We start from the raw sequence: 18595 nt of genomic DNA, 5'->3' as shown, positions 1-18595 counted from the left end.
AGCACGATTTAAATGTCAGAAAAGCAATCCGTTAGCCAAAAAGAGCAGTACAACCTGAACAAATTGCAAAAGCGCCTGCGCCGCAACGTGGGCGAAGCGATCGCCGATTTCAATATGATTGAAGAAGGCGACCGCATCATGGTCTGTCTGTCCGGCGGCAAAGACAGCTACACCATGCTGGAGATCCTGCGCAATCTGCAGCAGAGCGCGCCGATCAATTTCTCGCTGGTGGCGGTGAATCTCGACCAGAAACAGCCCGGCTTCCCTGAGCATATTCTGCCTGCTTACCTGGAAGGCTTGGGGGTGGAGTACAAGATCGTCGAAGAAAACACCTACAGCATCGTTAAAGACAAGATCCCGGAAGGCAAAACCACCTGTTCACTGTGCTCGCGCCTGCGCCGCGGCATTCTGTATCGCACCGCCACCGAACTGGGCGCCACCAAGATCGCGCTGGGCCACCACCGCGACGATATTCTGCAGACGCTGTTCCTCAACATGTTCTACGGCGGCAAGATGAAAGGCATGCCGCCCAAACTGATGAGCGACGACGGCAAGCACGTGGTCATTCGCCCGCTGGCCTATTGCCGCGAGAAAGACATCGAGCGTTTCTCGATCGCCAAAGCGTTCCCGATCATTCCATGCAATCTGTGCGGCTCTCAGCCTAATTTGCAGCGCCAGGTGATCGGCGACATGCTGCGCGACTGGGACAAACGTTACCCGGGCCGGCTGGAAACCATGTTCAGCGCCATGCAAAACGTGGTGCCTTCGCACCTGAGCGATATCAATCTATTCGATTTCAAAGGCATTCACCACGGCAGCGCGGTGGTGGACGGCGGCGATTTGGCCTTCGATCGCGAAGACATTCCGATGCAGCCGGTCGGCTGGCAGCCGGAAGATTCGGACGACGCGGCGCCTGCGCCGGCGCGTTTGGACGTGCTGGAAATCAAATAAGTCCCCTCGCCGCTCGCCACCCTGCGAGCGGCGACATTCTCCTCACTCGACGATCTCGATCCTGTTCACAGTTTGCGCAAAATTTGCTGGGCGATGCCGTTTTTACCCTATACTGTTCATTTATACAGTCATATGGAGATCGCGCAATGAATATCACCCCCTGCCTGTCCCACGTCTCGCTGGGCTCGAACGATTTCGTCGCCGCCGCGGCCTTTTACGATCGCACGCTGGCCGCCTTGGGTTGCCGACGGGTGCTGGAGCATCCCGGCGCGATCGGTTATGGCCGTGACTACCCGGAGTTCTGGCTGCAGGTGCCGATCGACGGCCAGCCCGCTTCACCCGGCAACGGCACGCACGTCGGTTTTTTCGCGACCAGCAAGCAACAGGTGGATGAATTCCATCGCCAGGCGCTGCTGGCCGGCGCCGTCGATGAAGGCGCGCCCGGTTCGCGGCCGCACTACGGTGAGGCTTACTACGGCTGCTTTGTCCGTGATTTGGATGGGCATAAGATTGAAGCCAGCTTCTGGGATGAAAGCGCGGCCTGAGGAAGAGAGAAATCGAATAAAAAAATGCCGGTGATTAAACCGGCATTGTACGAATCAAATGTGCTATGCAGTAATTCAAAAATAAGAAAGTAAGACAATTATGGAGCGCAACGCCCATCGCTTGACGTTGCATTCACCTGCGAGAGAGATCATGCCCCATTTCCCCCGGCTAAATGTTGATTTTGCTCAATGTTAACCGGGTTTTCGCCATTTTCGCCTACAGCCAGCGGCTGCGCTTCAGCCACCAGGCGACGCCAAGCACCAACCCGACCAGCATCAGGCAAAATGCCGCGAAACCGAAGGGGTTGCCGCCGCCCGGTATGCCGCCAAGGTTGACGCCAAACAGCCCGGTCAGGAAGGTGGTCGGCAGAAATACCATCGCCAACAGCGACATGGTGTAAGTGCGGCGGTTCATCGCGTCGGCCATCACCGTGGTAATTTCGTCGGACAAGATAGCGGTGCGTGCGATGCTGCCGTCCAGATCGTCCAACCCGCGCCCCAGGCGATCCGCGATGTCCTGCATGCGGCGGCGATCGTCGTCGCTCATCCACGGCAGGCGGTCGCTGGCCAGCCGTGCGAAAACGTCACGCTGCGGCGCCATGTAACGGCGCAGCACGATAAGCTGTTTACGGATCAACGCCAGCTGGCCACGCTCCGGCACCTGCTGTTCCAGCAAGGCGTCCTCCAGATCGATAATCTTGTCGTGCAGATCCTCAATGAATTCGCTGGTGTGATCGGTCAACGCATCGGAAATCTCCACCAGCCAGTTGCCGCTGTTGGTCGGCCCGGCGCCGCTTTGCAAATCGTTCACCACCTGATCGATGGAATACACCTTGCGGTGCCGCGTGGAGATAATCAGTTTATCGGTGATGTACACGCGAATGGTGACCAACTGGTCCGGCCGTGAGTTGGCGTTAAAGTTGATGCTGCGCAGCGTGATCATGGTGCCTTCGCCCTGGCGGCTGACGCGCGGCCGTGAGCTTTCGCCGGAGAGCGCTTCGCGCACCGAGTCCGGCAGCAGCGGCGTGGTGCTCAGCCATTCGGCGCTGGCCGGGTGCGCGTAATCAAGATGCAGCCAGCAAGGCGCGTCGCAGGTGATCTTGTCATCCCGCTCGATCGGCGTGACGCCGCCCTTGCCATCCAGCTGGTAGGCGTAGACCGCGTCGGCGACCTGCAGCTCGCTCCCCTCAATCACATCCATTCATTTATCCCCTCAGTCTTGCTTATGTTGCTGAGTCTAGCGTTATCACCTTGGAGATCAAAGACCAAGCTGTAACGCCAGTTTTCATGTTGTCCCATAAGCGTGGTCTATACTTCTGCTGCCAGGAACGCAAGACAGCCCGAGAGGAAACTCGCATGTTACAAATCAGCACCGCAGATATCTTGAAAATCGTCCTACCGACCGTCATTACGCTGTTTATCGCCGTGGTCAAAACGCCTTTTCGCATTCGGCGGGAAAACCACGATAAGCTGTTAAACCTGCTCGAATCCGTCGAGAAGCCCCAAAGCGCCCCCATACGTCTGTTGCGGTTTCGCGACTATATCGGCAACCGCAGCGCCGGCCTTGTTGCGCTGCAGCTGCTGCTGGCATTGCCGGATAGCGTAGCGGCGCTGGAACGCTATCGTTTCACCGGTGGCCGTCAGCAAATCTTGCGCGCCACGCCCGCAGGCTTCGTTTTGCGGCCAAGCGCCAATAACGCGTTCAAGCGTTTCTTGCTTTCCTGTCGCTATTTCTTGCTGTATTTGGTGTTCGTTACGTTGCTGGTGCTGTTCCCTGCGTTGACTCAATGGGGACTGCAGCAGTTAGGGGTATTGATTACGCCCTATTCACTCCGCTATCTGCCTAATGCGCGCATCACCGACGGCTGGCAGCTGCTGTTCCCCGGTTTATTATTTATTATCATTATGTTCAGCCTGGCATACCTGACCTTCAGGCAGCTGGCACGCGCGGGCAACCTCAGTTCGGAACGCGCCTTTTATCGCTACTATCAACGAGCGCGTGAGGAACAACGATGCCGGGAAGTCCTGAGACAACTGCGCGCTGCGCTGCGCCGAACCTGACGAGAATGCGCCGCCTGCGCTGCATCGCAATGGCCGCCCTGCTGCTGTTCGGCCAATCGGCTCGTGCAGAGCCGGTGTTAGAACGCCTCGCCACACCCTATCACGCGCCGACGGCGGCGGGTTCACTGCCTTATTTTGTCGCGCACGCTCACTCCCCCCAGCCGCGCACCGCGCTGGTGGTGATGCACGGCCACCCGCGCGATGTCGCCAAGACATTGCAAGCGGCGATCGACGCCGCGCAGGGAGCGGGAGACAACAGCTTGCTGGTCGCCCCGCTGTTCCAAGTACCGGAGACGCTCGCCGCCCGCTGCCGTTCCGCCGGGCTACCGGCGCCGCAAGAGGGGGACGCCCTGTGGCGCTGCGGCTCCTGGATCGAAGGCGGTTTGGATAATGGCGGGAAAACCGGCTCGTTCAACGCCATGGATAACCTGCTGGCCGATCTGAAACGGCGCTGGCCGTCGTTGCAGTCGATCACCGTCGCCGGTTTCTCCGCCGGCGCCCAATTCGTGCAGCATTATGTCGGCTTCGCCAACCCGCCGGACGGAGTGCGTCTGCGCTATGTCGTCGCCGATCCGGGCAGCTGGCTCTATTTTGACAACCTGCGTCCCCAGCCCCTTCATCCGGAGCGCTGTGGCAGTGAAAAAACCTGTCGCTTCCGCTGGCAAACGCTGGACGCCGGCCAGTGCCCACAGGCTAACCAGTGGAAATATGGTCCGGAAGCGCTTCCCGCTCACCTGCAGCGCACCGCCGACGCAGCACGCCGGCGCTATGCGGCGGCGGATATCACCTACCTGGCCGCAGACGGTGATACCGGCACCGCGCCGGGGGCCTACTATCGGATACTCGACAAATCCTGCGCCGCCCAGCTGCAGGGCCCCTACCGGTTGCAGCGCGCCCTGGCCTATGCCGACTATGACCGGCGCTATCTGGCGCCGGAGAAGCCGCATCGGTTAACCCTCGTTCCCGGCTGCGGACACAACGTCGCCTGCGTCTTTCCCGCGCCGGCGGCCAGGCAAGCGCTGTTCTCCATTAATGCAGACTAATAATAACGGCATTGAAATAAACCATTGCCGATAAATCAGACAATATCGCCGATAAAGCGCTGGTAATGCCGTTATTATTATGACTTAACATATTGCTATCAATTTTAATTCAAAATGATAATAATAAATCAACACAAAGCTGTTTCAGCGCAAATTTTAGGGGCATATACTTTTCTCACTACGAGGAGGTAGTTATGTTACGCGACCATTTAAAAATAAACGCCAGCGATACGCTGGAAAAAATCAGCAATATCCATTTGCAAAACCAGGGCCAGGAAGAGATCAGTGAGTTTGTGGTGAAAAACGCCGCCGGCCTGCAGATTGGCAAGGTCTCCGTCCACGATCGTTTCAGTACCCGTCGTTCTTATCCCACCAGCTACCGCATTACTCAGACCGATATGAGTGGCCGCGTAGTGGTGGACGCCATGCGGGACTGTCTGTAAGCGTAACCGCTCTCTGAAATAGACAATATTAATGTGATGATGGCAACCCTGTTTATTATTAAACGGGGTTTATCGCGTGGAAAAATTAATTAGCCTCGTGGTTTCGCCGTCGAGAAAATAACGCCCCCGCATTGCGCGGGGGCGATAAATAAGCCCACTCAGTGTTTGATGATATACATCGTTTGGCTATAGGCCACGTCTTCCGGATTGGTGATCGGGTAGCCTTTTACCCACGGTTTGATCAGGCGGCCGTTGGTGTATTGGTATATCGGCGCGATTGGCGCCTGATCGGCAATGATCTGTTCCATCTTGTTGTAATCGGCAGTCACCGCCGCCGGGTTGGTTTCCCGCCCCGCCTGCGCCAGCAGCTTGTCGTAGTCCGCGTTCTTGAACTTGGCGATATTGCCGCTGTGGGTGGAGGTCAGCAGCGACAGGAAGGTCGACGCCTCGTTATAGTCACCCACCCAGGAGGCGCGGATCACATCAAAATTGCCGGTATTGCGGCTGTCGATGTAAGTTTTCCACTCTTGGTTTTGCAACTTGACGTCAATCCCCAGCTTTTTCTTCCACATCGAGGCCACGGCGATGGCGATTTTCTGGTGGCTCTCGGAAGTGTTATACAGCAGCGTCAGCTTCAGCGGGTTGTTCGGGCCGTAACCGGCCGCCTGCAGCAATGCCTTGGCCTGCGCATCCAGCTCCGCCTGCGGCTGCTGTTGCAGCAAACTCGCCTCGGGTTTGAACCCGGCGGTGACGTCCGGCGTGAAGTGATAAGCCGGTTTTTCACCGGTGCCCAACACTTTCTCCGCGATAATCTTGCGATCGATGGCGTAGGACAAGGCCTGACGCACCCGCACGTCGTTGGTCGGCGCACGCTGGGTGTTGAACGCGTAATAATAGGTGCCGAGCTGATCCGGGGTGTACACCTGCCCCGGGATATCTTTCAGCAGCTTCTGATACATGTTTTTCGGGAAGGATTCGGTGATGTCGATGTCACCCGCCAGGTAACGCTTGGTGGCGTTGGATTCCTGGTTGATCGGCACGAAGGTCACTTTGGTCAGCACGGTGCGCGCATGATCCCAGTAATGGTCATTAGGCGTCAGCACCAGCTTCTCGTTCACCACCCGCTCCTGCAGTTTGAACGCGCCGTTGCCCACCAGATTGCCGACCTTGGTCCAGTCATTGCCGTATTTTTCCACCACCGCCTTGTTCACCGGGAACAGGCTGAAGTTGGCCGTCAGGCTGACGAAGTACGGCACCGGCTTGTCCAACTGCACCTTGAGCGTGTAGTCATCCGGCGCCGATACGCCCAAGCGATCGGCCGGCAGTTTGCCGCTGATGATCTGCTCGGCGTTCTGGATCCCCGCCAGTTGCGCGAACCAGGCGAACGGCGACAGATTTTTCGGTTCTACCAGCCGCTGCCAGCTGTAAATGAAGTCTTTTGCCGTGACAGGGTCACCGTTTGACCAACGCGCGTCTTTACGCAGATGGAAAATATAAGTCTGATTGTCGCTGGTCTGCCAGCGGGTGGCGACGCCGGGGATCACTTTGCCGTTGGCGTCCTGATTGACCAGCCCTTCGAACAGATCGCGCGCCAGCTGAGCCTCCGGCAAGCCAACCGCTTTGATCGGATCGAGCGAGGCCGGTTCGTCTTTAATGTGGCGCACGATTTCCTGTTTGTCCGCCAGCGCGGTGCCCGGGGGAACCTGCGCCGCCATGGCGCTGCTCATACAGGCGCCGATCGCCGCCGCGCAGAGCGCCAAACGAAAACCCCGTTGCATTTTTTTTCCCGTCATTATGATTTGTCCCCCGTTAACCATCTGAATTTTTTATCATATAGCACAAGATCCATCCGGCCTAGAGCCCGCGGGCGAGAAGTTGCAAAAAGTGCGATTCAGGCGATAAAAAACCCGTGCGGCGCAGGGCGGCACGGGTGGGATTACGGCAGCGACCGTCAGTCGTACAGGTGGATGCTGTTGATGCGGTAGCTGAACTCTTCACCCTCTTCTTCATCGAACACGGTGAAAAAGCCTTTCTCAGCCAGCGGACGGGCCGAGATATCGGTTTTTTGCAGCTGACGCGCATCCGCGTCGTCGTAGCCGTAGTCGAGATAGAAGACATCTTTCTGGTAATCGATATGCAGGGTGAACGGATAGTTCGATTCGTCCCCGCGCCCGTCGTCATTTTTCACCACGCCGAACCATTCCCCCTGACGGATCTGGTTTTCAGCGTCTACGCCGCACAGCAGCGTGATGGTGTCATTTTCATTTTCGCTATAGCTGGCGATGATTCTGGCTACTGGCATGTTAAATCCTCTTGCGGGTGATTGGCTTAGCTCTGCCGTTAGTATAACAACAGCCTCAGGCCAGGTGCGGTTTAATTGGCGTTTTCACCGCTACCGCATCACAGATCGCGCAAACGCCGCACAATTGCGATGGGAAAGATGTCTCAAAGCGTAATACACTGAATAAAATGACAATGACTCTCGGCCTTTAACTCAGGGACAACACCATGACCGAACATCGACCGCGCAGTGAACGTGGCCAGTTGGCCGTCGCAGGAGAGAACTACGGCAGCTCGCTGCTGGGCGCGCCGCTGCTCTATTTCCCGGCGGCGGTCAGCGGCCCGGAAACCGGGCTGATCATCGCCGGCACCCACGGCGATGAGAGCGCCGCCATCGTAACCCTGTCCTGCGCGCTGCGCAGCATCGCCCCCGAACAGTTGCGCCACCACGTGGTGCTGGCGGTCAACCCCGACGGCTGTCAGCTGGGGCTGCGCGCCAATGCCAACGGCGTCGATCTGAACCGCAACTTCCCGGCCGCCAACTGGCGCTCCGGGGACACCGTCTATCGCTGGAACAGCGCGGCGCCGGTGCGCGACGTCAGGCTCTCCACCGGCGGGCGTCCCGGCTCCGAACCGGAAACCCAGGCGCTGTGTCATCTGATCCATCGCCTGAAGCCGCATTGGGTGGTGTCGTTCCATGAGCCGCTGGCCTGCATCGAAGATCCCGCCAGCTCGCGGCTCGGCGTTTGGCTGTCGCACAAGTTCGAGCTGCCGCTGGTGACCAGCGTCGGCTATGAAACGCCCGGTTCGTTCGGCAGCTGGTGCGCGGATCTGTCGCTGCCGTGCATCACCGCCGAATTCCCGCCGATCTCCGCCGATGCCGCCAGCGAGCGTTACATCGACGCCATGACCGAACTGCTGACCTACCCGAATTAATCCCTACGGGGCGAGATCGACGATCGCCCCGCATTCGAACGCCAGACCCGGTTCGACGTCCCGCGCCAGCCAGGTCGGGCCGTCCAGATCGACGAAGCGCGCCGCCGGCGCCAGCGGTAAGGCGGCGGATATCGCCCGCGACGTGCACAACATGCAGCCGAGCATGATGGCGAATCCCTGTTCGCGCGCGGCCTGCGCCAGCGCCAGCGCCTCGGTCAAGCCGCCGGTTTTGTCCAGTTTGATGTTGACCATCTGATAGCGTTGTGCCAGCCGCGGCAGATCGGCGCGGGTGTGGCAGCTCTCATCGGCGCAGATCGGCAGCGGATGAATAAAGTGTTCCAATGCGGCGTCGTCACCGGCCGGCAGCGGCTGCTCCAGCATCGCTACGCCGAGATCGGCCAACAGCTGGCAGCGTGCCGCCAGCCCTTCCGCCTGCCAGGATTCATTGGCATCGACAATCAGCGTCGCCTGCGGCACCGCGGCGCGGATCGCCACCAGCCGCTCGCTGATATAGTGATCGTCGAGTTTGATCTTCAGCAGCGTGGCGCCCTGCCGCTCCAGCTCACGCGCGGCGAAGGCCATCGCTTCCGGCGTTCCGATGCTGACGGTCTGCGCCATGCGGATCTGCGCCGGCGCCGTCACGCCGCTGCGCTGCCACAGGCTCTGCCCGTGCAGACCACACTCCAAATCCCACAGCGCCGAGTCCAGCGCGTTGCGGGCCGCGCCCGCCGGCATCTGCATCAGTAGCTGTTCGCGGGTGATGCCTTGCGCGATCGCCGGCGCCATCTCAGCCAGCTGCGTCATCACCGATTCCTCGCTCTCGCCATAGCGCGGATACGGCGTGCATTCGCCGACGCCGCGCACGCCCTGCTGTTCGATTTCGACCACCACCACCCGGGCTTCGGTGCGGCTGCCGCGCGCGATCACGAAGGCGGTGTGCAGCGGCCAGGCTTCCGGGTAAAAACGCATGTCTCTCATAACGGCTCCTGAGCGAAAACTGCGCATCCAGGCAGGCTGATGCGCCGGTGATGTTTTATAGAACAGCCTAATATATACAACTATTTAGCAAACTTTGATATCCAATCCGCCCCGCTTGTCATAAACTGGCGTCAGGGTGTGAACCTGATGTTAACAGCCGTCGCCGGCGCGCCGTTTTATCAGGTTCATACCCTTTGTATAAACACCTGTAAAAGGAATCTAGCAATGACTCAGACAGTACATTTTCAAGGCAATCCGGTCAGCGTAGCGGGCAAACTGCCACAGCAGGGCGAACAGGCCAAGGCCTTCTCGCTGGTTGCCAAAGACCTGTCAGACGTAGCGCTGAGCAGCTTCGCGGGTAAACGCAAAGTCCTGAACATCTTCCCAAGCATCGATACCGGCGTCTGCGCGACGTCGGTGCGTAAATTCAACCAGCTGGCCAGCGGCCTGGATAACACCGTGGTGCTGTGCATCTCCGCCGATCTGCCGTTCGCCCAGTCTCGTTTCTGCGGCGCGGAAGGCCTGAGCAACGTGGTCACGCTGTCCACCCTGCGCGGCGCCGAGTTCAAACAGGCGTACGGCGTTGAAATCGCCGAAGGTCCATTGGCGGGCCTGACCGCGCGTGCGGTCGTAGTGCTGGATGGCCAGGACAACGTGCTGTACAGCGAGCTGGTGAACGAAATCACCACCGAGCCGGATTACGACGCGGCGCTGGCAGCGCTGAAATAATAAAGCCGGCGAACGCCGGCTTTGGATACACGGGAAGGCGCCGCAAGGCGCCTTTTTTATTCTTCGCCCTCAGCGCCGCCTTTGCGGCTGCTCAGGCCATACTCGCGCAGCTTGTTGGCGATGGCGGTATGGGAAACGCCCAACCGCTTCGCCAGCTTGCGGGTGCTGGGATAGGTGCGATACAGGCGCGTCAGCACCGAGCGCTCGAAACGCTTGCTGATGTCGTCCAGTGAACCGTCCAGCACCTCGTCGCCCAGCGACATCTCCACCTCGAACTCCGGCAACACGATATCCTGCGGCCGCAGTTCGTAGCCTTCGGTTTGCGTCAGCGCGCGGTAGATGGCGTTTTTCAGCTGGCGCACGTTGCCCGGCCAGCCGTATTTGCTGAGGAAGCTGCCCAGATCGTTCGCCAGCTTGGGCCGCGCCACGCCCTGCTCATCGGCGAAGCGCGCCACGAACAGCTCGGTCAGCGGCATGATGTCCTGCGGGCGTTCGCGCAGCGGCGGAATGGTGATGGTCAGCACGTTGAGGCGATAATAGAGGTCTTCGCGGAATTCGCCGCGCTGCACCAGCTCGGTCAGGTTCTTCTGGGTGGCGCAGATCACGCGCACGTCGACGTGCACCTCATGCTCTTCGCCGACCCGGCGGAACGTGCCGTCATTGAGAAAACGCAACAGTTTGGTCTGCATGCGCGGCGACATTTCGCCAATCTCATCCAGCAGCACCGAACCGCCGTTGGCCTGCTCGAAGAAGCCCTTTTTGCCTTCCAGCGCGTTGGGATAAGCGCCCGGCGCATGGCCGAACAGCTCGCTCTCCACCACGTCATCCGGCAGCGCGGCGCAGTTCAGCGCCAGGAACGGCTGTTTGCCGCGCGGGCTGCGCAGGTGGCAGGCGCGAGCCAGAATATCCTTGCCGGTGCCGGTATCGCCCACGATCAGCAGCGGCGCATCGAGCATCGCCAGTTTGCGCGCCTGCTCCAGCACGTGACGCATCTTGGCGCTCACCGCGACGATGTGATCGAATTCGGTATCGTCGTTCACCGACAGATTTTGCAGTTGGCGGCCCATGCGCGCGGTGGACTTCAACATCACCACCGCGCCGACCGCAGCCGGCTGTTGTTGTTCGTCCTCCAGATAGATAGGCGTAATGTCCATCAGGAAGTCCTGGCTGCGGATCACCACCCGTTCTGAGTGCGGCGCCGTATGCTCACTCTCCAGCCAGCGGCTGAAGTTATAGCCGCCGATCAACGCCCCGGCGGTCTGGTTGCGGATCTTGTCTTCGTTCAGGCTGAACAACGCCAGCGCCGCCGGATTGGCCAGCTCGACCTTGCCCTTCATGTCGATAGAGAACACCGGCTCCGGCATCGACTCCAGCAGCGCACGCAGCGCGCGATGCTCGCGTTCGGAAGGCATAAAGCTGACGGTGCGCACGTCGGTCACGCCGGCGATGCGGCGGATCTCCGCCATCAGCGCGCGGAAAGTATCGAAGTCCAGCTGGGAGAAATTGAGGTAAATGCGGCCGATGGGATCGATCTCGATGCCACGTAAGTCAATGCTGCGCGATACCAAAAGATCGAGTAATTCTCGAGTGAGACCGAGGCGGTCTTCGCAAAATACTTCCAAACGCATCAGTGTTGGCCTTATCTCTGCAGGTGCGGGGATCGTTAGCGATGATGATACTCCCTCGCACCGGGCGGTAGAAGCGATCTGTCAGCAAAAGTTGACAGAACTCTGATTTATTGCCGTGGTTGCTGATTTTAAACGCAAGCGAATAACAGCATCGGCGTCATTTTAGCCCACAAACAGAGAGTTATCACAAACAGATTTAATTTTGCAGATATTTATCACGCAAGCACAGGGGGATCGACTATCGTCAAGTCTCGATTACGTCCGGCGTTGGCGCCGGTGAAATAACGGCGCTGCCAGGAGCGCCGTCGCGGGGTTATTTGGCCTTGCCGTCGCTCTTTTTCAGCGTGTCTTTCAATTGGCCGATCAGCTGGCTGCGGAAATCGCCAAGCTTCGGTTTTTCCCCTTCCAGCCACGGCAGCGGGCGACACAGTTCCATCGCCTTGATGCCCAGCCGCGCGGTCAACAACCCGGCGCCGATGCCCTGCGCCGCGCGCGCCGACAGCCGCGCCGCCAGATCCTGCGACATCCAGTCCATGCCCACTTCGCGCACCAGTTCGGAGGCGCCGGCGAAGGCGATGTTGAGCAGCACCAGCCGGAACAAACGAATGCGGCTGAAGTAGCCCAGTTCGATGCCGTACAGCGCGGCGATGCGGTTAATCAAACGGATGTTGCGCCAGGCGATAAACGCCATATCCACCAGCGCCAACGGGCTGACGGCAATCATCAGCGTCGATTCGGCGGCGGAGCGGCTGATTTCGCGCCGCGCCTGATTGTCGAGCACCGGCTGCACCAGTTTGGCGTACAGCTCCACCACTTCACGGTCATTTTGGGTTTCATGCAGCGAGGCCTGCCAACGCTGCAACGCCGGATGCCCCTGATCCAGCCCGGCCTGGCGCGCCAGTTTCTCGCAGAATTCGCGCCCTTGCCCCAGTCCGTGGCTGTGCAACAGCTCGCGCGCCACGTCGCGCTCTTCCGCACGCTGGCGCAGCCGATACAAACGCCGCCATTCGGTGACCACCGAACCGACGCCGGCGAACACGATCAGGCCGCCGGCCACGCCGCCACCCATGGCGATCCAGTCCTGCTGCACCCAGGCGGTATGCACCCACTGCACGCCCTGCGCCACCACGCTGACGCCGAACAGCGCCAGCCCGGCGGTGACCATTTTGCGCCACAGGCTGCGTTTCGGCTTCAGCGCAGCGTTAATGATGCCCTCGGCGCGCCCTTCTTCCTCCTCCTGCTGCAGCTCCGGCGCCGCCGGAAAGAAGCTCTCCGCCTGCTCGGCGTCGAAAGCGACGCCGGCGCGCAACGCCGGTTCCTGCGGCGGCTGCAACGGCTCGTCAAAATCGATACGCGGTTTGATCGGCTCGCTCATCGCAATTTGTCTCCCAGTAAAAATTCCATCACCGCATCCAGACGGATATGCGGCAACGGGCTGTCCACGCTCATGGCGCGCGGGCGAAACTCATCGAAGTGAAATCCCTGGCTCTGCCAGAACGCCGGCCCCGGCAAACGGGCCGGCACTTCGCCGGGGAACACCGTCAGCGGCGCGCCGTCGCTGAGGCGATTGCCCTTCAGCGCCGGAATACGCTGCCCCTGATGATCGACAATGCCGCTCTCGGTCGCCTGCACCGAGGCCAGGCCGACGCAATCCATGCTGATGCCTTCGAACGCCGCGTTCTGCCACGCCTCTTGCACCAGCTGCTGCAGCAACGACACCAGATTGGCGTGCTGATCGGCGGTGATGTGGTCCGCCTTGGTGGCGGCGAACATCAGTTTGTCGATGGTCGGCGAGAACAAGCGGCGAAACAGCGTGCGTTTGCCGTAATGGAAACTCTGCATCAGTTGGGTCAGCGCCAGGCGCATGTCGTTGAACGCTTGCGGGCCACTGTTGAGCGGCTGCAGGCAGTCAACCAGCACGATTTGCCGATCGAAACGGACGAAATGCTCTTTATAGAAGTTTTTGACGATCGACTGGCAGTAATAATTGAACCGAGCGCGCAGCATGCCGATATTGGTGTGTTTGTCGGCCTGCGCCAGTTTCGACTCGCCCACCGCGGCAACATCGGGCCACGGGAAAAACTGCAGCGCCGGCGCGCCGGCCATGTCGCCCGGCAGCACGAAACGGCCCGGCTGAATGAAGTGCAGACCTTCGCTTTTGCAGCGCAACAGATAATCGGTGTAGGCCTGGGCGATCGCCGCAAGGCGATTTTCGTCGGCCGGGAGCAGCGGATCGCAGGTTTTACACAGGTCAAGCCAGGGCTTGGCCCATTCGGCGCGTTCCCCCTGCAGCAGCCCGGTCATCTGCCGCGACCAGGCCAGGTAATCCTGCTCGAGCATCGGCAGATCCAGCAACCATTCGCCCGGATAATCGACGATCTCCAGGTACAGCGTCGAGGTGTCTTTGAAATGGCGCAGCAACGAGTCGTTGGAGCGGTAACGCAGCGCCAGTCGGATTTCGCTGACGCCGCGCGTCGGCGTCGGCCAGGCCGGCGGCGCGCCGTACAGCTGCGCCAACCCTTCGTCGTAAGTGAAACGTTGGATGCCGAGATCGCGCTGCGGGATGCGCTTGACGCCCAGCAGGCGTTCTTCGCGCACCGGTGAAAACAGCGGCATGCGCGCGCCGCTGTGCACATGCAGCAGTTGATTGACGAAGGCGGTGATAAAGGCGGTTTTGCCGCTGCGGCTCAGGCCGGTCACCGCCAGGCGCAGATGGCGATCCATTCCGCGGTTGACCAGCGAGGTTAACTCATTTTGCAGTCGTTTCATTGCTCTCCTTGACGTAACGCCCGAATGCCTTGTTCAGGCCTTTACGGAACAGCGGTTCCAGCACCAGCGCCAGCACGAAGCGCACCGGTTTGCGGCCGACGGTCTTCAACAGCCAGCCGGCGGCGCCCGCCGGGCCATAGTTCAATAACGCTATGATGATGACTTTAGCCAATGTCTTCAACATTGCCGCCGCTCCTGATTTAAATCCACCCGTTCTGGTGGCGTTCGCGACATCAATTTTATTCATGACAATGCCCTCCGGCACAAGACGATTAAGATAACCTTCAACGGGATGACGGCGGCGAGATACCCGGCCTGCACAGGCCGGATATCGCAAGAAGAGTTACAGCTTGCGGAAGCGGCTCTGAACGCCGAAGGTGTCGGACGTCACGTAACGCTCGACCTGACGCAGCTGCTGTTCGCCGCTGCCCAGCTCATATTCCAGCTGATCGAGCAACTGGCGCGGCGTCTTCTGATGCTCGCCCTCGAAACGGCTGGCCGGCGCTTCGTCCAACACGAACACCAGCGCGATATAGGCCACCAGCGTGAAGAAAAACAGCCCAAAGAACAGCGACAGCACCACCATCACGCGGATCAGGCGCACCGGCACGTCGAAATAGTGGGCCAGACCGGCGCAGACGCCTTTTACCATGCCTTCTTCGGGTACGCGATAAAGCTTTTTACTGCCCAGCGTCATGCTCATCAGGACTGTCTCCAGTTCGGGTGTTCCGCATCGAGGATCTCTTCCAGCGCCTGAATGCGTTCACGCATGCGTTTGGCGTCTTCCGCCAGCTGCGCCAGGCGCTGCATTTCTTGCTGACTCAGCTGGATGCCGGTCTGTTGCCGATTGCTGTAATGCAGCCAAAGCCAAATCGGCGCGACAAACAGCACGAAAATTGTCAGCGGAATGGCAAGTAATAAAGCACTCATTGTTATTCCTTCTTATCGGATCCTGGATAGGCGGCCACCTCCGGCGTGTGGCCGCGGTTCGCCTTACTCGGAGCGGTTCATCTTGGCTTTCAGCGCCGCCAGCTGCTCACTGATGGCGTCGTCGGCTTTCAGCTCGGCAAACTCCTGGTCCAGCGACTTCTTTTTACCGATGCTGATGCTTTCCGCTTCGGCTTCCATATGGTCGATGCGACGTTCGAACTGTTCGAAACGCGCCATCGCCTCATCCAGCTTGCCGCTGTCGAGCTGACGGCGCACCTCGCGCGAAGAAGATGCGGCCTGATGGCGCAGCGCCAGGGCCTGCTGCCGCGCGCGGGTTTCGGTCAGCTTGTTTTCCAGCTCACCGATTTCGCTCTTCATGCGCGCCAGCGTTTCTTCTACGGTCGCCACTTCCTGCGTCAGCGTGGCGATCAGGTCGGCAACCTTTTGTTTTTCGATCAGCGCCGCGCGGGCCAAGTCTTCTTTATCTTTGCGCAGCGCCAGCTCGGCTTTTTCCTGCCAGTCGCTTACCTGGCTTTCACCCTGCTCGATGCGACGCAGCAACTGCTTTTTCTCCGCCAGCGCGCGCGCCGACGTAGAACGGACTTCAACCAGCGTGTCTTCCATCTCTTGGATCATCAACCGCACCAGCTTCTGCGGATCTTCCGCCTTGTCCAGCAGGGTGTTGATGTTGGCGTTCACGATGTCGGCAAAACGAGAAAAAATACCCATAATTCACTTCCTCTTGGTTCTGATGGCGTCTGAAGCGCCGCGTTAAGTCGTACAGCTTGCCCAAAGAGATAATCAAAACCCGTGCCAACTTTTATCTAATTGAAAAACAACAACTCTTTATTTTTGACTCTCTGCGCGCTTGCTGTAGAGTGATTATTTTCACCAAACATTGGCGAATTTCATCATGAACGAACAGCCAGAGAATTTGTTGGGCGAAGCAAACGCCTTTGTCGAAGTATTGGAGCAAGTCTCCCAGGTGGCAAAGCTGAACAAACCGGTGCTGGTGATCGGCGAGCGCGGCACCGGTAAAGAGCTGATCGCCCATCGTCTGCACTACCTCTCCAACCGTTGGCAAGGGCCGTTCATCTCGCTCAACTGTGCGGCGCTGAATGAAAACCTGCTGGATTCCGAGCTGTTCGGCCACGAGGCCGGCGCCTTTACCGGTGCGCAGAAACGTCATCTGGGCCGCTTCGAGCGCGCCGACGGCGGCACGCTGTTCCTCGATGAGCTGGCGACCGCGCCAATGCTGGTGCAGGAGAAATTGCTGCGGGTGATCGAATACGGCCAACTGGAACGCGTGGGCGGCAGCCAGCCGCTGCGGGTAGATGTGCGCCTGGTGTGCGCCACCAACGACGATCTGCCGGCGCTGGCGGCGGCGGGCAAGTTCCGCGCCGATCTGCTGGATCGGCTGGCGTTCGACGTGGTGCAGCTGCCGCCGCTGCGGCAACGCCGGCCCGATATCATGTTGCTGGCCGAGCACTTCGCCATTCAAATGTGCCGTGAGCTGGCGCTGCCGCTGTTTCCCGGCTTTACCGAACGCGCCAGGCAGACGTTGCTCAACTACGGCTGGCCGGGGAACGTGCGCGAACTGAAAAACGTGGTGGAACGTTCGGTCTATCGTCACGGCGACAGCGACAACCCGCTGGATGAGATCGTCATCAACCCGTTTGCGCCACGCGAGGCCACGCCGCTTACGCCTGCCCCTGAAGGCGCCGGCGCGTTGCCGGCGCTGCCGCTCGAGCTGAAAAACTGGCAGTTGGAGCAAGAGAAGGCGCTGATCGAAGCAGCGCTGCAGCAAGGGCGATTCAACCAGCGCAAGGCGGCGCAGCTGCTGGGGCTCACTTACCATCAGCTACGCGGTATGCTGAAAAAGCATGCGCTGCTGCAAAACGGCGAGCAAGACGAGGAATAACAGGCAAAAAAAAGCCAGCACCCGAGCTGGCTTAAAAAACACTGGAAGCAATGTGAGCAATGTCGTGCCTTCCACATCAGAGCCGCAAACTGTGGCCTTCCGTGAACTGCCAGGTGATGATAATAGTTATCAGTATCGTCTGTAAAGCACTTTGTTGAGAATTTTTCTCATTACCATACGAAGATTGCGCAATTACCACTCAGGGAACGGGTCTGCCATCTCCAGCCAATAGTCCACGCCGGCGGCCATTTCGTCGTCGCTCAGCAGGCAGTCGTCCAGCAGACGCACGATCGCCGCCTGTTGCAAGTGCTGGCCGATAAACACCAGCTCCTGGCGCATGTCGCCGAACGGCTCCACCCATTTCTCCTGTATATGCGCCCGCGTTTGCGGATCTTGCGGCCAATTGTCTTGCGGGATCGCGCGCCAAAAGGTGCCCGCCAGGCCGTAATGGGCGATGCCGCCGGCCTGGCTCCACTGCCCGGCCTGCCGCGGCCGTGTCGCCAGCCAGAAGAAGCCTTTCGAACGCAGTAGCTTACCGCCGCCCCAGTCGCCGTTGATCACGCGGTAGAACTTGTCCGGCGCAAACGGCCGCCGCGCCTGATAGACAAAGCTGCTGATGCCGTAGCTTTCCGTCTCCGGCACGTGTTCGCCGCGCAGCTCTTTCAGCCAGCCGGGCGCCTGCTGCGCCTTTTCAAAGCTGAAGCTGCCGGTATTCAGCACCGCCTCCAGCGGCAGTTTGCCCGGCGCGATCGGCACAATGCGGGCGTCGGGATTCAGGCTGGCCAGCAGCGCCATCACTTCGCCCTGCTGCGTTGGCGTCAACAGATCGGTCTTGCTGACCAGGATCACGTCGCAGAATTCAATTTGTTCAATCAACAGGTCCGCCACGCTGCGCAGATCGTCCTCGCCCAGGCTTTGGCCGGCCTCCTGCAGGCTTTGCGCCTGTTGGTATTGCCGGATGAAATTCACCCCGTCGACCACCGTCACCAGGGTATCCAGCCGGGCGAACTGCGACAGGCTTTCGCCCGTTTCATCCTCAAAGGTAAAGGTTTCCGCCACCGGCAGCGGTTCGGAGATGCCGCTCGATTCGATCAACAGATAATCGAAGCGCCCGTCCTGCGCCAGCTCGCGCACCGACACCAGCAGGTCTTCGCGCAGCGTGCAGCAGATGCAGCCGTTGCTCATCTCCACCAGCTTCTCCTGCTGGCGATCGAGGCGCACTTCATTCTCCACCAGCGCAGCGTCGATATTCACCTCGCTCATGTCGTTGACGATCACCGCCACGCGCATGCCCTGCCGGTTGTTCAGGATGTGGTTCAGCACCGTGGTCTTGCCGGCGCCGAGAAAGCCGGAAAGCACGGTCACGGGAAGTTGTTTCATG

20 protein-coding genes are annotated in these 18595 nt (G+C 59.7%); 8 read left to right on the top strand and 12 right to left on the bottom strand.

The window, feature by feature from the left end; translation table 11 throughout:
• Positions 1 to 12 precede the first annotated feature (12 nt).
• Positions 13 to 951, top strand: coding sequence for a tRNA 2-thiocytidine(32) synthetase TtcA (gene ttcA, locus ITX55_RS01270; RefSeq protein WP_033643222.1), 939 nt, complete (start codon positions 13 to 15; stop codon positions 949 to 951).
• Between the two features lie 146 nt (positions 952 to 1097).
• Entirely contained in the window at positions 1098 to 1496 is a 399-nt protein-coding gene (locus tag ITX55_RS01265; protein ID WP_033643223.1) for a VOC family protein, read from the top strand.
• A 217-nt stretch (positions 1497 to 1713) separates the two neighbouring features.
• Here the strand turns inward: ITX55_RS01265 and zntB are convergent, their stop codons facing one another.
• On the bottom strand, positions 1714 to 2697 hold the full coding sequence (zntB, locus tag ITX55_RS01260; protein ID WP_033643224.1) for a zinc transporter ZntB: 984 nt from the start codon (positions 2695 to 2697) through the stop codon (positions 1714 to 1716).
• A gap of 50 nt (positions 2698 to 2747) precedes the next feature.
• On the opposite strand from zntB, the gene ITX55_RS01255 reads away from it, so the two are divergent.
• The 3 genes from ITX55_RS01255 (at position 2748) to ITX55_RS01245 (ending at position 5043) form a co-directional block, all read left to right on the top strand.
• Positions 2748 to 3557, top strand: a complete 810-nt coding sequence (locus ITX55_RS01255; RefSeq protein ID WP_223524914.1) for a hypothetical protein — start codon at positions 2748 to 2750, stop codon at positions 3555 to 3557.
• A complete protein-coding gene (locus ITX55_RS01250; RefSeq protein ID WP_108680838.1) occupies positions 3509 to 4600 on the top strand; it encodes a hypothetical protein in 1092 nt (363 codons plus the stop codon). Before ITX55_RS01255 ends, ITX55_RS01250 begins: the two co-directional genes overlap by 49 nt.
• A 194-nt stretch (positions 4601 to 4794) precedes the next feature.
• Positions 4795 to 5043 carry a hypothetical protein gene (locus ITX55_RS01245; RefSeq protein ID WP_004930507.1) on the top strand — a complete coding sequence of 83 codons (249 nt, stop codon included), beginning with the start codon at positions 4795 to 4797 and terminating at the stop codon, positions 5041 to 5043.
• A gap of 158 nt (positions 5044 to 5201) precedes the next feature.
• Here ITX55_RS01245 and ITX55_RS01240 read toward each other — a convergent pair whose 3' ends face one another.
• Both ITX55_RS01240 and ITX55_RS01235 read right to left on the bottom strand, forming a co-directional pair.
• Entirely contained in the window at positions 5202 to 6836 is a 1635-nt protein-coding gene (locus ITX55_RS01240) for an ABC transporter substrate-binding protein (RefSeq protein ID WP_033643227.1), read from the bottom strand.
• 158 nt (positions 6837 to 6994) lie between these two features.
• Positions 6995 to 7345: a hypothetical protein gene (locus tag ITX55_RS01235; RefSeq protein WP_025302994.1), complete on the bottom strand. Its 351-nt coding sequence runs from the start codon at positions 7343 to 7345 to the stop codon at positions 6995 to 6997.
• Between the two features lie 206 nt (positions 7346 to 7551).
• Here ITX55_RS01235 and mpaA point away from each other — a divergent pair, with 206 nt between their 5' ends.
• Positions 7552 to 8259: a murein tripeptide amidase MpaA gene (gene mpaA / locus ITX55_RS01230; RefSeq protein ID WP_033643228.1), complete on the top strand. Its 708-nt coding sequence runs from the start codon at positions 7552 to 7554 to the stop codon at positions 8257 to 8259.
• 3 nt (positions 8260 to 8262) lie between these two features.
• Here mpaA and ycjG read toward each other — a convergent pair whose 3' ends face one another.
• A complete protein-coding gene (ycjG, locus tag ITX55_RS01225) occupies positions 8263 to 9237 on the bottom strand; it encodes an L-Ala-D/L-Glu epimerase (RefSeq protein ID WP_108680844.1) in 975 nt (324 codons plus the stop codon).
• Positions 9238 to 9462: 225 nt separating this feature from the next.
• Here ycjG and tpx point away from each other — a divergent pair, with 225 nt between their 5' ends.
• Entirely contained in the window at positions 9463 to 9966 is a 504-nt protein-coding gene (gene tpx / locus ITX55_RS01220) for a thiol peroxidase (protein ID WP_004930536.1), read from the top strand.
• 56 nt (positions 9967 to 10022) lie between these two features.
• Here the strand turns inward: tpx and tyrR are convergent, their stop codons facing one another.
• From tyrR to pspA, 7 genes are all read right to left on the bottom strand, one after another.
• Positions 10023 to 11594, bottom strand: a complete 1572-nt coding sequence (gene tyrR, locus ITX55_RS01215) for a transcriptional regulator TyrR (RefSeq protein ID WP_033643230.1) — start codon at positions 11592 to 11594, stop codon at positions 10023 to 10025.
• A gap of 313 nt (positions 11595 to 11907) precedes the next feature.
• Positions 11908 to 12969, bottom strand: coding sequence for a YcjF family protein (locus ITX55_RS01210; protein WP_004930545.1), 1062 nt, complete (start codon positions 12967 to 12969; stop codon positions 11908 to 11910).
• Entirely contained in the window at positions 12966 to 14363 is a 1398-nt protein-coding gene (locus tag ITX55_RS01205; RefSeq protein ID WP_033643232.1) for a YcjX family protein, read from the bottom strand. Before ITX55_RS01205 ends, ITX55_RS01210 begins: the two co-directional genes overlap by 4 nt.
• Positions 14344 to 14610: a phage shock protein PspD gene (gene pspD, locus ITX55_RS01200; RefSeq protein WP_071991647.1), complete on the bottom strand. Its 267-nt coding sequence runs from the start codon at positions 14608 to 14610 to the stop codon at positions 14344 to 14346. Before pspD ends, ITX55_RS01205 begins: the two co-directional genes overlap by 20 nt.
• A 96-nt stretch (positions 14611 to 14706) precedes the next feature.
• The gene (pspC, locus tag ITX55_RS01195; protein ID WP_033643233.1) at positions 14707 to 15066 is read right to left on the bottom strand and encodes an envelope stress response membrane protein PspC; all 360 of its coding nucleotides are present in this window, start codon (positions 15064 to 15066) and stop codon (positions 14707 to 14709) included.
• Entirely contained in the window at positions 15066 to 15293 is a 228-nt protein-coding gene (gene pspB / locus ITX55_RS01190) for an envelope stress response membrane protein PspB (RefSeq protein WP_004930553.1), read from the bottom strand. Before pspB ends, pspC begins: the two co-directional genes overlap by 1 nt.
• Positions 15294 to 15356: 63 nt before the next feature.
• A complete protein-coding gene (pspA, locus tag ITX55_RS01185) occupies positions 15357 to 16022 on the bottom strand; it encodes a phage shock protein PspA (protein ID WP_004930555.1) in 666 nt (221 codons plus the stop codon).
• A 184-nt stretch (positions 16023 to 16206) separates the two neighbouring features.
• Here pspA and pspF point away from each other — a divergent pair, with 184 nt between their 5' ends.
• Positions 16207 to 17214 carry a phage shock protein operon transcriptional activator gene (gene pspF, locus ITX55_RS01180; protein WP_033643234.1) on the top strand — a complete coding sequence of 336 codons (1008 nt, stop codon included), beginning with the start codon at positions 16207 to 16209 and terminating at the stop codon, positions 17212 to 17214.
• A gap of 192 nt (positions 17215 to 17406) precedes the next feature.
• Here the strand turns inward: pspF and zigA are convergent, their stop codons facing one another.
• Positions 17407 to 18594, bottom strand: coding sequence for a zinc metallochaperone GTPase ZigA (zigA, locus tag ITX55_RS01175; protein ID WP_047026024.1), 1188 nt, complete (start codon positions 18592 to 18594; stop codon positions 17407 to 17409).
• Position 18595 lies beyond the last annotated feature (1 nt).

This window comes from Serratia sp. EWG9 (assembly GCF_019913725.1).
Lineage (GTDB): Bacteria > Pseudomonadota > Gammaproteobacteria > Enterobacterales > Enterobacteriaceae > Serratia > Serratia ureilytica.
The sequence above is the reverse complement of the archived record's forward strand: the minus strand, read 5'-3'. Positions and strand labels throughout refer to the sequence as shown.

Excerpts from the sequence above, each read along its gene's own strand:
- ttcA (WP_033643222.1), top strand. The coding sequence starts at position 13 with ATGTCAGAAAAGCAATCCGTTAGCCAAAAAGAGCAGTACAACCTGAAC.
- ITX55_RS01265 (WP_033643223.1), top strand. The coding sequence starts at position 1,098 with ATGAATATCACCCCCTGCCTGTCCCACGTCTCGCTGGGCTCGAACGAT.
- zntB (WP_033643224.1), bottom strand. The coding sequence starts at position 2,697 with ATGGATGTGATTGAGGGGAGCGAGCTGCAGGTCGCCGACGCGGTCTAC.
- ITX55_RS01250 (WP_108680838.1), top strand. The coding sequence starts at position 3,509 with ATGCCGGGAAGTCCTGAGACAACTGCGCGCTGCGCTGCGCCGAACCTG.
- ITX55_RS01245 (WP_004930507.1), top strand. The coding sequence starts at position 4,795 with ATGTTACGCGACCATTTAAAAATAAACGCCAGCGATACGCTGGAAAAA.
- ITX55_RS01240 (WP_033643227.1), bottom strand. The coding sequence starts at position 6,836 with ATGACGGGAAAAAAAATGCAACGGGGTTTTCGTTTGGCGCTCTGCGCG.
- ITX55_RS01235 (WP_025302994.1), bottom strand. The coding sequence starts at position 7,345 with ATGCCAGTAGCCAGAATCATCGCCAGCTATAGCGAAAATGAAAATGAC.
- mpaA (WP_033643228.1), top strand. The coding sequence starts at position 7,552 with ATGACCGAACATCGACCGCGCAGTGAACGTGGCCAGTTGGCCGTCGCA.
- ycjG (WP_108680844.1), bottom strand. The coding sequence starts at position 9,237 with ATGAGAGACATGCGTTTTTACCCGGAAGCCTGGCCGCTGCACACCGCC.
- tpx (WP_004930536.1), top strand. The coding sequence starts at position 9,463 with ATGACTCAGACAGTACATTTTCAAGGCAATCCGGTCAGCGTAGCGGGC.
- tyrR (WP_033643230.1), bottom strand. The coding sequence starts at position 11,594 with ATGCGTTTGGAAGTATTTTGCGAAGACCGCCTCGGTCTCACTCGAGAA.
- ITX55_RS01210 (WP_004930545.1), bottom strand. The coding sequence starts at position 12,969 with ATGAGCGAGCCGATCAAACCGCGTATCGATTTTGACGAGCCGTTGCAG.
- ITX55_RS01205 (WP_033643232.1), bottom strand. The coding sequence starts at position 14,363 with ATGAAACGACTGCAAAATGAGTTAACCTCGCTGGTCAACCGCGGAATG.
- pspD (WP_071991647.1), bottom strand. The coding sequence starts at position 14,610 with ATGAATAAAATTGATGTCGCGAACGCCACCAGAACGGGTGGATTTAAA.
- pspC (WP_033643233.1), bottom strand. The coding sequence starts at position 15,066 with ATGAGCATGACGCTGGGCAGTAAAAAGCTTTATCGCGTACCCGAAGAA.
- pspB (WP_004930553.1), bottom strand. The coding sequence starts at position 15,293 with ATGAGTGCTTTATTACTTGCCATTCCGCTGACAATTTTCGTGCTGTTT.
- pspA (WP_004930555.1), bottom strand. The coding sequence starts at position 16,022 with ATGGGTATTTTTTCTCGTTTTGCCGACATCGTGAACGCCAACATCAAC.
- pspF (WP_033643234.1), top strand. The coding sequence starts at position 16,207 with ATGAACGAACAGCCAGAGAATTTGTTGGGCGAAGCAAACGCCTTTGTC.
- zigA (WP_047026024.1), bottom strand. The coding sequence starts at position 18,594 with ATGAAACAACTTCCCGTGACCGTGCTTTCCGGCTTTCTCGGCGCCGGC.